The organism is Heliomicrobium modesticaldum Ice1 (assembly GCF_000019165.1).
Taxonomy (GTDB): Bacteria; Bacillota; Desulfitobacteriia; order Heliobacteriales; family Heliobacteriaceae; genus Heliomicrobium; species Heliomicrobium modesticaldum.
On record NC_010337.2, the window covers coordinates 2,560,409 to 2,572,678 of the forward strand.

A 12,270-nucleotide genomic window follows, 5' to 3' on the forward strand; every position below is an offset into this window, starting at 1 on the left:
ATTGGAATAGCGTCTCTTCGTTAAATTATAATAGGGCAGTCCTGCTCATATCCAATTCTTTCGCCGGAACCAATAAATCATCCCTGCCGATAGCGCCGCCATGCTCAACCAGATGGCGTAGAACATAAAGGGATAATCTTGGGCGGGGATGGGCACGTTCATCCCGAAGGCGCCCGTGACGACCGTCAGCGGCATGGAGATGGTTGAGATGATCGTCAGCACCCGCATGATCTCGTTCGTTCGGTTAGAGATAATCGAGAAATAGGTGTCCATAGCGCTATTGACGAGGTCGCGGTAGGTGTCGATGGTGTCAGAGATCCGCTCGATATGGTCCACCAAATCGAGATAATAGGGGCGGTTGTCTTCGCGCACTTCGAAAGAGTAGCGGCCGTTGATATTGGAAAAGATCCGCTTCTGGGGCAGCACAGTCTTGCGCAGGAGAAGCAAGGTTCGCTTCAGCGCCAGCATCTCGTCTGTCGTCTCGCGGGCCGGGTTGATGTACAGCTCATCTTCAAGTTCGTCGATCCGGTCACCGAGTCGTTCCACAATGGGAAAGTACTCATCGATGATGCCGTCGACGATGGCATAGATAAGATAATCGGGGCCACGATTCATGAGCCGCGTTCCCCGCAGGCAGTGATAGGCCACACGACCGACGGCCGGCAATGCGGAACGGTGCAGCGTGACAATGTAGTTTTTGCCCAAAAAAACATCCAATTCGAAGAGGGTCAACTCATCGTCGCTTTCTTCGTCGTAGCGGAGGGCGTGAAAGACAAAGAAAAAGTATCGGTCATACCGGTCAACCTTCGCGCGGGGGCTGGCATGGAGCACGTCTTCGATGGCCAGCGGGTGAAAGTCGAAGACACGGGCCACCCGGTTGACCTCGTCAGCGTCATAATCATAGAGATCAATCCAGATCAGGTTATCCGGGGAAGCGAGCCATTGCTCCAAATGATCTAGGTTGATGTCATGGAGTACCTTATCTTGCTGCACATCGAAGATATAGGTCTTGATCATTTCGTTCTACCTCCCATGGCCCGCCTGACCCGGATCCAATGTACTCTTTCCCCACCCATACTGTCAATACGCCAAGCTCATTCAATTCATTGTCCCCAAAAAAGAGAAACGGCTTTCGCCGTCCCTACATCGGTTTGGGTACCTTTTGCGACTCATTGGCCTCAAAGTTAATCTTGGCCGTACAGCGCAGGCATATGTATCCGGTAATTTTCGTTTTTCCTTGAAAGTCGGACCACTTGGGATGGCTTTTGTCGATTTCGTCCTTCTTTCCGCAGAGCATACAGCGCGCTTCCATAAGGCACCTCCTCACCACTAACAGCTTCGACAAAGGAGCGCGATCTTCCTACATCCCATTCGCAAGAGCGCACGATTACAAAGGAGCGCGCTAGTCTGCCGAGCCTAGAAAAACAAGTCTTCAGCCATCCGACTTATAGTCCTTTCCCCACTTTTGCTGCCAGATCAAGGACGCGGCAGGAATAGCCCCATTCGTTGTCATACCAAGCAACGACCTTGGCCATGCGGCCGGACGTGACCATGGTGGACAAGGCGTCGACGATGGACGAGTAGTGGGTGCCCAGAAAATCGTTGGAGACGAGGGGCTCGTCGCAGACGGAGAGGATCCCTTCCATATCCCCTTTCGCCGCAACGCGGAGCGCTTCGTTGATCGTCTCCTTATCGACGGGGCGTTCCAGGGTGACAACGAGGTCAACGACAGAGACATTCGGAACAGGCACACGCAAGGAAAAACCGTTCAACCGGCCTTCCAGCTCGGGGAGGACGAGAGAAACGGCCTTGGCAGCCCCGGTGGTCGTGGGAATGATAGAGAGATCGAGGGCGCGGGCGCGGCGCAGGTCCTTATGGGCATCATCGAGGATGCGCTGGTCGTTGGTAAAGGCGTGAACCGTCGTCATCAAGCCTTCTACGATGCCGAACTCGCGATGGAGCACCTTGGCTACGGGCGCCAGGCAATTGGTCGTGCAAGAGGCGTTAGAAATGATATGATGCCGTTCCGGGTCGTAAATATGGTCATTGACCCCCATCACGATGGTGACATCTTCATTTTTGGCGGGAGCTGTGATGATCACCTTTTTGGCGCCGCCGACGAGATGCTTGGCCGCTTCTTCCCCTTTATTGAACTTCCCCGTCGACTCGATAACAATATCAACGCCCAGATCGCCCCAAGGCAGCCGAGCGGGGTCGCGATCAGACACGATGCGGACAGGTTTGCCGTTGACGATGATGCTGTCTTCTGCGGCTTTCACATCGGCGTTAAAAGTGCCATGAACGGAGTCATACTTCACCAGGTAGGCTGTCGTTTGCGGATCCGAGGTGACGTTAACGGCGACGATCTCCACATCATCGCGGTCGACGGACGCCCGAAAAACGTTGCGCCCGATACGGCCAAAGCCATTAATCCCCACTTTTACGGCCAACAATAATGCACTCCTTACGTAACAATTCGGTGACACTATTTCGACCCACGCTTTTAATTTCCTGCTTTTAAGCGCAAAAAATAGGCATATAGTATGTCTTATTTTTAATAAATGTTATTTTATTCACTAGAAAGGGTTTTTCCCCTTCGCGAACTTTGTCTAAAGAAATCGTACGTTGACCAAGAGCGGCCTTGTGTTTATCATAAAATGCAGGTAAAGCTTAAGTCGATGAAATATTCTGATAAATACACCCTATTTGATCGATGCTCCCCTTTTCACAAATGTTGCCGCTCCTCCCCTTTGCTTGCGGTTACATCGGGGCATCCGGTAATGGATTGGGTGGAGTCACCCGACTAGGTAATCGAATCGGGCAACCGAAGATCGAATCGGGCAATCGAATATGGAGGAATCTCGATGAGCAACATGACTTTGCTGGATCATTTTGTAGCTATCAGCAAACACATCAATGAATTCCTGCCTCAAGCCGCTTCCGTTACCGTTTGTGACCGCAACCTAAAGGTTCTGTCCTATACCCCGGCGCCTGACCTCAATCTCCGCATCCGCCCCGGCGAAACGTTGCCTTCGACGACGGCAGCCTACGTTGCCATCACCGAAAACCGGCGCGTCACCCGCAAGGTAGATAAGTCTGTCTACGGCGTTGACTACATGGCTGTCGGTTGGCCGATCCCCGGTCCCGGCGGCGAGATCCTGGGCGCCGTGGCCTTCGCGACCCCCATTCACCGCCAAGTGGCTCTGCAAGCGATGGCGGAAGAATTAAACGCCTCTGTCCAGGAGATAAACGCCTCCGCCGGCATCATCGCCAAGTCTTCACAGGATCTGGTCCAAGCCAACACAGCGCTGAATGAGACATCGACAGAGGCGAAAGAAAAAGTTGCCGCCACTGACGATGTGGTCAACTTTATCCGCAAGGTGGCCAATCAAACGCGCCTGCTCGGATTGAACGCCTCCATAGAGGCCGCTCGGGCCGGCGAGTTAGGTCTTGGCTTTGCCGTCGTGGCCGGGGAAATCCAAAAGCTAGCCCAGGACAGCGCCCGTTCAGCCGATCAAATCGCGGGCACGCTGAGCCGCATCCATCAACTGATCCTGACCGTATCCAAAGAGAGCGAAGAACTGAACAAGATCACCCAGGCCCAGGTGCACATGGCGGAAAACATCACCCAGGCCCTGGATCAGATCAGCCGCATGGCGGAACGACTTACGGAAATGGCGCAAGATCTGGTTTGAGATGAAAAAAAACCTGTCGGGCATGATCCTGCAGGTTTTTTTAGATCCGGTTGGCGCTGCCGCCAAGCCAGGAGATGCTGTAGCGGGGACGGGGGACATAGCGGTAGCGATGGATCCCGACGGGCAGTTTCCAAGCGCGGCGGATATCAACGTCCTCCTGGACATAGCCCCCTTCTTCAGCCATCGTCCAGATTCGCTGAGTCAGGAGGCGCATTGTTTCTGAATCGTCAAGGGCGACCAAATCGAGCAGTGTCTGCCGCAAAAAGGGCATGAGCGCCTTTCGCTTCCCGCCGTAAAACGCCTCTTGCACCTCGGGCAGCAGGAAGTCCCACCGCTCCATCCTCCGATAGTGCTGAGCCACAACAGCGGCCAGGTGCAAGGCGATCCAAGCTGTCTCCGGAGAAGCCAGCCATGATCCCGGGGTACGATATTCAAAACCATGAGGTTTCACCCGGAAATCGCCGAGAGCGCCGTAGAACTGGCGGCGCCGGGCAGCCGTCTCCGGGTTTTCCAAATACAGCAGCGGCAATGCCAGGTATTGATCGAGGGCGCGAATGAGACGGCTGTTCGGCTGTAGTCCGCCGAAATGGATATGACCGCCTGTCGGATAACCGGGATAGGGTTCTGATCCGGTCACCCAGGCGATGTTGGCATAGGGACAGAGACGGTTCGCCTCATTGAGGACATTACGCAACTGCCGAAGCGCCTCAACGGCGTTTTCTGCTGGCGCCGGGCGGACTTCAGCCAAGGGTAAGTCGTCAGACGCCCCGAAAGCTCGTCGATTGTCGCAACCGACCGTCCCCGTGCGCGGAAAAAACCGGGAGGCCGGCACCATGCGCCGACCGGGAACGAGGGAGAGCATAAACTCGGGATCTGAGCCGATAGTCACAGAGGACTTTTCCTGCCACTCCCGGACGGACGTTGCGATCGCTTCGGCGTAAGCCTGGGCCAGCCTCTTGCGGACCACAGGCGCAGGGTCGATGCCGAGGATGATGGGGCCGCGAGAACGGTTGACACCCAGGTGGACTCTGCCAAAATCAATACTCAGACAGTGCAGCGCCCGGATGGCTGTGCTGACCATCCGTTCCTCTTCCCAGGGCGTCAACTGTTCGACCCAATGAAAGGCAGGCGCCACCGATTTGTTAGGCAGTAGATCACGCAGCTGCTGTGTAATCAAGACCTTACGCTGAACGGCAACAACACGGCTATCCCATAGATAGATGAGGTATTCTTTCGGCCAGGCGGAGAAAGGCCACCGGCTGGAATCCTCCCCGAGCAACGCCTGCAGGTGATTTTTTTGCAGCACCTTTTCTACCGTATCAAAATCGGTCGCCGGGGAAGCGACCGCCCGCACATTGAACAGCCGCTGGGCGACTGCCGAATGACTCTCCCTCCCTGCCCCCCATTCGATCCACCAGTCGACCGGTTCTTCCGGCCCCTGCCGGCCAGCGGTCACGTTGACCCCGCGAGCAGACAACCGGCGCGTCAACTCCAATACGCTTGAATTTGCTTCATGGCGAATATATATTTTCACAAAACTCCCCCCTCCGAACCGCCAGATATCTGAGGTACGATGCCAACAGATAGTCGCTTTTCCGTTGAATCCAAGGTTCGTCAAAACGTCCCGGCTTGGCATTGATCTCCAGAAGCCATAAACGTTCGCCCCTCTGTTCTAGACCCATATCCAATGTCAAAATCCCAAAGTGCTCTCCACTGCCGGCTTCGAGCGCACGGGCTGCCGCAATGGCCGCTGTCGCGATTTCTGATTCGATGGCTTTCCAACGAAAGCGGTCGAACCGGAGGCGCAGCAGCTGCTCCCGGCGAAGGATCTTCCCTCCGTTGGGACGGTGGGTAACCACGTGACCAGGCGCAGCCAGCCGGATGCCGGCATCGACATAAGTCCATCGGCCTCGACCGTCTTTTTGGACGAGGACACGAAAGTCATAGGGCCGGCCATCAATGTGATCAAGCGACAAGGCCTGCTGGCACAGGTAGTCGCGTTGGTTTAGCAGACTATCAAGCCAAGCCAGCAGTTCCTGTCTATCGTGGAGGGAAGACGTGAGAGCGATCTTCTTGCGGGCCTCCGTCACCTGCCAGGCGGGACCGTTCTGACGGATCCGAAAGATCCCTTCGCCGCCGCAGCTGTCAACTGGTTTCAGATACAAGCAGGATCGGTGCGCCAACATGGCCAGCACGTCTGAAGGCGACGGCTGCAGTGACGTTTCCGGCAGGTACTCAGCAACTGCGCTGCCCGATAAGGTACGGTAGAGAACAGCCTTTGACAGGTAGCCCGGATTGAAAAGGACATCCCCCTGCTGCGTTAAAGCGCGCAGGCGTGACTGCACCGCAGGCCGTCGCTCCCAACTGCGGTTGAGGATACGGTTGTAGAGAATTTTTGGCGCTGCCTTGTGTTCTCCATGCCAACGCCGTCCCACCCCCGGCCGCCAGACCCTCACGTACCCTTTCTGTCCCAGGTCATCAACAGCCACGGCGACGGCATTAATCCCCCGCAGGCGCAAGGCATTCACTGTTTCGGCGATCGCTGGCGACCACCGGCCAAAAGGTGCAGTTTTCGACCCTTCGCCGGCAGCCAGAATCCCAACATAAGGCCCTGTCATGGTGCGCTGTCCCTTCCTCCATCCTCAAATCCGTCCAAGAAGCGCCCATAGGCAATGGGCCGCTCCAGGGAAAGACGGACGAGCCGCGGATCCCCCTCCCCTTCATCGAGCCTTTTGAAGGGTTTGGCGTTGATTTCCAACAACCAGACCTTGCCGCTTCGATCAATGGCCATGTCCAGTCCCAATTCACCCAGCGTCAATCCGGCACTCTCCTCCAAGATACGGGGCAGTGCTCCCCCCCATCGCTGCAATTCTCTGAGGATGGTCGACCGTTTTCGCTTCGACGGCAACGAGGCGGCTTTCAAAGTATTGAGGATGCCCATCGCTTTTCCGCCTTGGCTGAGGTTAGAGGTGAATTTGCCCGGTGGAGCGATCCGGCCGAACGCCTTAGTGATCCCCCATTTCCCTCGCCCGTCTTTCTGCGCCAGCAGGCGGATGTCGAAGGGCGCCCCATCGATCAAGGCCAGGCGCAACCCCTGCTGTGCCACAAAGGCAGTTCGTTCAAGGAGGCCTTTGATCTTGGCTTCAATCGCGTTTCGCGTGTACGCCAAGCCCAGGGTGACTGCTGATTGACAGTTGATCCAGGAGTACCCTCCTGACGGGTGAAGGCCGATCCGATAGATGCCGTATCCCTGGGTCCCATGGATCGGTTTGATATAGACGACACGGTGTTCTTTCAGCAAGGGCCAGATATCCTCCGCTTTCTGCAACAGGCGCGTTTCCGGCAGAAGCGACCGGACAGCGGCATGCTGCTGGAGCAGACGGTGGGTCTCCCACTTGTCGAGGTAGCGGGGATTAAAGAGAATCAAGCCCGGTATTTCGAACAGACGATTTTTGCATTCGATGACCTCCGGCAGATTCTCTACCTTTCGCGAAGGAATTCGGTTATAAACGACCCGGGGGACGGGGAAGGTCTTCTTGCGCCACTCATCACCGACGAGGATGACGCCTGTCACCGTCCGCTCCTCCCAATCAATATCCTGAGGACTAAAAACGACGGCAATCACGCCCATGTCACGGGCGTAGCGCTGGGTTTCTTTAAGGTGAGACGACCAGAGGTAGGATTTGTTTGGATAACGGTAAGAGAAAATACCAAGCAGAGGACCTGCGACAAAAGCCTGCTCCTCCTTCGAGTAGGTGAGTTGATAGGGTAGATCGGCAGGCCAGTGCAGGCCGGACAGCACGCCCGGAGCGAGCTGAGACTGCCCTTCGGCTGAAACAATACGGACAGTCGCCTGCCGGGAAAGCACGCCGGCGCGGATGAGGACTGCTTTCCCCGCTTCGACGCCGATTGTCCCGGCCTGGTGGGCCGTCAGGTAGATGGTGCCCATGCTCTCACCCGGCCTCTTTCCCTGCCAGATACCGCGCATATTCCAAGGGTCGGCGGACCGCCGTGAGGCGCCCTTGCAAGTCGCCGATGCGACTGAAGATGCCCCGCCCGGGGCGTGAATTGGCTTCTAAAAACCATACCCTGCCTTCGCGATCAACCAGGAAGTCAAGGCCTAGTTCTGCCAGTCCCGGGTAGTGGCGGGACAGGGCGTGGGCGATGCGCAGGGACAGCGCAAAAACCTGTTCCGCCGTCACATTAACGCCACTCTCCGCCAGCGCCTCCGAAAGCGGCGCGGCGCTGGCGCCGGTGTGCAGGTTGCAGGTGATCCCATTACCCGCCACCCGTGCGCTGCCCCCAGTGACCTCCCATTGCCCGCGCTTCCCCCGCTGGACCAGGACGCGCAGGTCATAGATGCGACCCTTCCAGCGAGCCGGTTCGATGGCCCGCTGGATCAGGTAGCGCTGCCCTAACGTCCGGCTCTTGAGCCACCGCCAGGCTGCCTTGCGTCGCAAGTGCTGTCTCTGCCCGCCCGTCGGCTCAAGGACAACCTCTTCTTCTCCGGCTAGGGACATGCGGATGATCCCCTTGCCTTTTGACCCCTTGTCCGGTTTGAGGTACACCTTCCGCCACGCTGCCAACTTGGACGACCACCCCCGCTCTCCCGTGAGCAATCGCGTTTCCGGCAGGTGGGGAGCGATAGCCGGATCATGGAGCAGACGCCGGTAGACGCCGTATTTGCCACCGAAGGGGGGATTGAAGATGGGAATTCCCCGCAGCTGAAAGGCCCGCCTGCAAGAGGCTGCTTGCAAATCATGGGGGATATAGCGGTCATAGACGACATCCGGGATGGGCGTTCGTCGCAGAATCCAGCGCTGTCTCCGGCTGTCATAGACATACCCTTTCACTTGACAGCGCTGCCAGTCGACATAGTTTGGCGGGAAAACGACCAGGGTGATATCCATTGTCTTCGCCAACAGCGCCATCTGCCCGAAAAATAGCCGGTTGCCACGGAAATTTTCCCGAATGGTTCGGGGATGAACGAGCATGCCGAGAATGATCGGTTCACACCCCCTCCCCAAGTCTACTGCACTATATGTAAAGCCCCCCCGACTGGTGAGCCGCGCTCGACTTTTCCCGTAAGGCCGTCACCTCTGGGGTAACTGTGTTTTTCATTGGCCGGGCACAACCGGTTACAAACAGACCGATGACGAGAAACAGCAAGGGGATCAGCAAAAGGGGCCATTTCTTTTGAGACAATAGAAACACCGCCTTAGAAGGAAGTTTCGGCGGTTATATCTTTGCTCACTGAGATAAAGATATACTGGCACACCTTCCCGCCAAGCCGTCTATCGTACGTATCTTCTCTTGGCAGACAATCAATCTACAGTGATCATCTCCTTTAAGTCGGCGAACTTTTTCGGACCAATTCCGGGGACATTTTGCAGGTCCTCTATGCACTGGAAGGGGCCCTTTGTCTCCCGGTATTGGATGATCTTCTGGGCTGTCGAAGGACCCACACCGGGCAATCGGTCCAACTCGGCCGCATCTGCTTGGTTGATGTTGATTAAAGCGCTCGCGCCGGCCTGTTTCGACGAACTCCCCCCGCTCTTTATCAACCCTTGTCCGGATCCGGCGGCAGCAGTCGCCCGATTGTTCCCCTCACCGCTTCCCCCCTGTCGAGAGGGGACAATGATCTGGCGACCGTCTGTCAAAGACGCTGCCCGGTTGATCCCATCCACATCGGCGTCGGGAAGAGGTTCTGCCATCCGGACGGCGTCTTCCACACGACTCCCTGCGGGCAGGCGGTAGACGCCCGGTTTACTGACGGCTCCGGTGACATGAACGGCTATCTCCTTCTCTGCTTTTGTCCCGTTCCGATTTATCCCCTGCTCCCCACCGGAAACATTCGCCCTTGCCGCCGGAAGGATTTTCTTTTCCGCCGACGTTTGCGAATAGAGCTTTGTCCCTTGAAGCCCCATACCGATCACCAATAACACCAGCAACCCGCCGAGAATCGCAAATAATCGTTTCGGATTCTCCATCATTTCGTCACCCCTTATCTGCTTTTAGCATTCCAGGTTCGACAGGGAAAACCCTTTTCCTTCCAAAAAATCATTATTTTTGAATTTTTTCTTGTAAAAAATCTGTCCCTGCCTTTTGTTCGACGCTGCCGCCAGCGTCTTTTTAATGACCATTCAATCGGCGGTTAGACTGGTTCTGCTTGAACGGTTATGTTACACTAAAAGTACTAAGAATCGTTCGGAAAGGAAGATGGCCTTGATTCAGGAAATTCATTCATCTAACAACCAGGTATCTGTAACGCTGGCGGGAAGCATTCTCGTCACTGATGCTGCGGAACTGCGGGAAAAGCTGCTCAAATATGCAGATAAGGAGGGTGTTCAGTTTCATATCGATATGCAGCGCGTTGAGTTTATCGATAGTTCCGGTCTGGGCGTTCTAGTGACTGTATTGAAGCGAAGTCGACAAAAGGGCGGCGACGTCATCATCAAAGGAATCCACGGTGTTGTCAAAGAGGTCTTTGAATTGACACGCTTAAATCGTGTCTTCCAAATCCAGTCTTAACCGATTCGTTCCTGTCAGCTCCACCTTGCGATTGGATGCTGACCGTCAAGTTTCATTCTCCCTCCAGACCCAGCTTGTTTCCCGCGTCACAGGGAGTTGTCTTTTTCCTCCTGAAATTCCGAAATAAAACCCCTTGTCTCAATGTGACAAGGGGTTTATAATGTCTTGTGCATATTCGGGCGTTGAACTTTTCTGAGAAAGGTCCAAATTTTGTCCAATGTTCGACAATCGCTCTTTGTTCACTTTTTGATAAAAAGCCATTTGCTTGCGACCCGACGGGTCGTGAAAGACATTTTTGTGAAAAATCACGCAATTGCAGTTGGGAGGTGCCTCAGATGCAACCCAAATTTGAAACGACGGTACAACTGCTGCGGCATGAGGTACTGACTCATGTGGCCAAACTGGCTATGGAAAAAACACTCGATCAGCATAAGGAACTCATCCCCTACATGATCGTGCAAGGCAAAAAACCGCGTTTCCGTTGCTGTGTCTATAAAGAGCGAGCCGTCCTCAAAGAAAGGGTGAGCCTGGCCTGCGGAAATGATGTGCGCGGTTCCTCCGGCATCATTCAGGTCATGCAGACAGCCTGTGAAGAATGTCCTGTAGAACGGTTCACCGTGACGGAAGCTTGCCGCGGCTGTATCGCCCACCCTTGCATGGAGGCCTGTCCTGTCGGTGCTATCAGCCAGATCAACCGCCGGGCCATCATCAACCAGGAAAAGTGCATCGAATGCGGTCGCTGCCGCCAGGCTTGCCCCTACGGCGCCATCACCGATACACAGCGCCCCTGTATCAAGGCCTGTCCGGTCAAGGCCATTTCCTACAGCGAAGACAAGCTGGCTACGATCGACCAGAAGAAATGCATCAACTGCGGCCAGTGCGCTTACCGCTGCCCCTTCGGTGCCATCTCGGACAAGTCTTTCATCACCCAGGTCATCGGCACGTTGCAGGCGAAAGACCGTCCCGTATACGCTCTCCTCGCTCCAGCCGTGGTAGCTCAGTTTCCCGAGGCCGATCTGGGCCAGATCCGCACGGCATTGAAGCAGATCGGATTCTTCGATGTGGTGGAAGCAGCCCTCGGCGCTGACATGATCGTCCCCGAAGAGGCGAAGGAGCTGGAAGAGAAAATCCATGCTGGCTCTTTTCTTACCACTTCCTGCTGCCCAGCCTTTTTTGACATGGTGGATAAGCACTTCCCCGCCCTAAAAGGCAACGTGTCGACCACCGTCTCCCCCATGATCGCCGCAGCCCGCTACATCAAAGCGAAGAATGCCCATGCAGTCGTCGTCTTTATCGGCCCCTGCATCGCTAAAAAAGCGGAGATCACGCGCGAGTCTGTTGCCGGAGCAGTAGACTACACCCTTACCTTTGAAGAGCTGTTCGCCCTCTTCCATGCCACCGACATCGATCCGGCTGAGTGCGAATCCCATCTCCGAGAAGAAACGTCCCCCTTCAGCCGCGCTTTCGCCCGTTCTGGTGGCGTGACCGCTGCCGTCATCCAGTCACTGAAAGAAGATAACAAGCAGCTGGAGGTGCGTTCGGTAAAGTGCAACGGCGCGGAGGAGTGCATCAAGGCGCTTCGCCTGGCCAAAGCGGGCAAACTGCCGGAAAACTTCATCGAAGGCATGGTCTGTGTCGGCGGCTGTATCGGTGGACCGGCTGCGCTGAACCATAGCGCCAAAGCCAAGGCGATGATCGACAAGTTCAGCGCTGAAGCAAAGGTAAAAACGATCCGGGAAGCCCTCGAGCCACTCGATAACAGTGACCTTGACCTGCATAGCCACCTCTAAACGGCAAGTGAACTGTCCGTTACTCCACGCTGAATCCCAAAAACATCGACGAAAAAGTGACAAGGACAAAGAATCGATTTGAGAATGCCGGCGAGGATGCGTCGGCATTCCCTTATTCCGGATGTGTGGCGGAATTTTGCTGTCCCCTTAGTTTCTCTGTGGCATCGGTCTTTCGATTAATCGTTGAAATATATTGACTTTTTTCGTGAAAAATTTTACAATGTATTTAAGCCTTAACATATTCTTAACAAAAG

11 protein-coding genes are annotated in these 12,270 nt (G+C 55.4%); 3 read left to right on the forward strand and 8 right to left on the reverse strand.

Annotation, left to right across the window (positions count from 1 at the left end):
* Positions 1-45: 45 nt before the first annotated feature.
* The 3 genes from corA to gap all read right to left on the reverse strand — a co-directional run bounded on the left by corA (position 46) and on the right by gap (position 2,450).
* Entirely contained in the window at positions 46-1,017 is a 972-nt protein-coding gene (gene corA, locus HM1_RS11860; RefSeq protein ID WP_012283620.1) for a magnesium/cobalt transporter CorA, read from the reverse strand.
* Between the two features lie 124 nt (positions 1,018-1,141).
* A complete protein-coding gene (locus HM1_RS16560) occupies positions 1,142-1,312 on the reverse strand; it encodes a DUF2197 domain-containing protein (RefSeq protein WP_012283621.1) in 171 nt (56 codons plus the stop codon).
* A gap of 133 nt (positions 1,313-1,445) precedes the next feature.
* Positions 1,446-2,450 carry a type I glyceraldehyde-3-phosphate dehydrogenase gene (gap, locus tag HM1_RS11865; RefSeq protein ID WP_041315542.1) on the reverse strand — a complete coding sequence of 335 codons (1,005 nt, stop codon included), beginning with the start codon at positions 2,448-2,450 and terminating at the stop codon, positions 1,446-1,448.
* A gap of 414 nt (positions 2,451-2,864) precedes the next feature.
* On the opposite strand from gap, the gene HM1_RS16470 reads away from it, so the two are divergent.
* On the forward strand, positions 2,865-3,695 hold the full coding sequence (locus HM1_RS16470) for a methyl-accepting chemotaxis protein (RefSeq protein WP_041313876.1): 831 nt from the start codon (positions 2,865-2,867) through the stop codon (positions 3,693-3,695).
* Between the two features lie 40 nt (positions 3,696-3,735).
* Here HM1_RS16470 and HM1_RS14740 read toward each other — a convergent pair whose 3' ends face one another.
* From HM1_RS14740 to HM1_RS11895, 5 genes are all read right to left on the reverse strand, one after another.
* Positions 3,736-5,229 carry a putative amidoligase domain-containing protein gene (locus HM1_RS14740; protein ID WP_012283624.1) on the reverse strand — a complete coding sequence of 498 codons (1,494 nt, stop codon included), beginning with the start codon at positions 5,227-5,229 and terminating at the stop codon, positions 3,736-3,738.
* Positions 5,207-6,313 carry a YheC/YheD family endospore coat-associated protein gene (locus HM1_RS11880; protein ID WP_012283625.1) on the reverse strand — a complete coding sequence of 369 codons (1,107 nt, stop codon included), beginning with the start codon at positions 6,311-6,313 and terminating at the stop codon, positions 5,207-5,209. The genes HM1_RS14740 and HM1_RS11880 overlap by 23 nt, the downstream gene beginning before the upstream one ends.
* The gene (locus HM1_RS11885; RefSeq protein WP_012283626.1) at positions 6,310-7,644 is read right to left on the reverse strand and encodes a YheC/YheD family endospore coat-associated protein; all 1,335 of its coding nucleotides are present in this window, start codon (positions 7,642-7,644) and stop codon (positions 6,310-6,312) included. Before HM1_RS11885 ends, HM1_RS11880 begins: the two co-directional genes overlap by 4 nt.
* A 4-nt stretch (positions 7,645-7,648) precedes the next feature.
* Positions 7,649-8,617, reverse strand: coding sequence for a YheC/YheD family endospore coat-associated protein (locus HM1_RS11890; RefSeq protein WP_187147780.1), 969 nt, complete (start codon positions 8,615-8,617; stop codon positions 7,649-7,651).
* Between the two features lie 402 nt (positions 8,618-9,019).
* On the reverse strand, positions 9,020-9,688 hold the full coding sequence (locus HM1_RS11895; protein WP_012283629.1) for a ComEA family DNA-binding protein: 669 nt from the start codon (positions 9,686-9,688) through the stop codon (positions 9,020-9,022).
* Between the two features lie 226 nt (positions 9,689-9,914).
* Between HM1_RS11895 and HM1_RS11900 the strand changes: the two genes are divergently transcribed.
* Complete coding sequence (locus HM1_RS11900; RefSeq protein WP_049754160.1) at positions 9,915-10,226, forward strand: STAS domain-containing protein; 312 nt, start codon at positions 9,915-9,917, stop codon at positions 10,224-10,226.
* A gap of 335 nt (positions 10,227-10,561) precedes the next feature.
* A complete protein-coding gene (locus HM1_RS11905) occupies positions 10,562-12,016 on the forward strand; it encodes a 4Fe-4S dicluster domain-containing protein (protein ID WP_012283632.1) in 1,455 nt (484 codons plus the stop codon).
* Positions 12,017-12,270 lie beyond the last annotated feature (254 nt).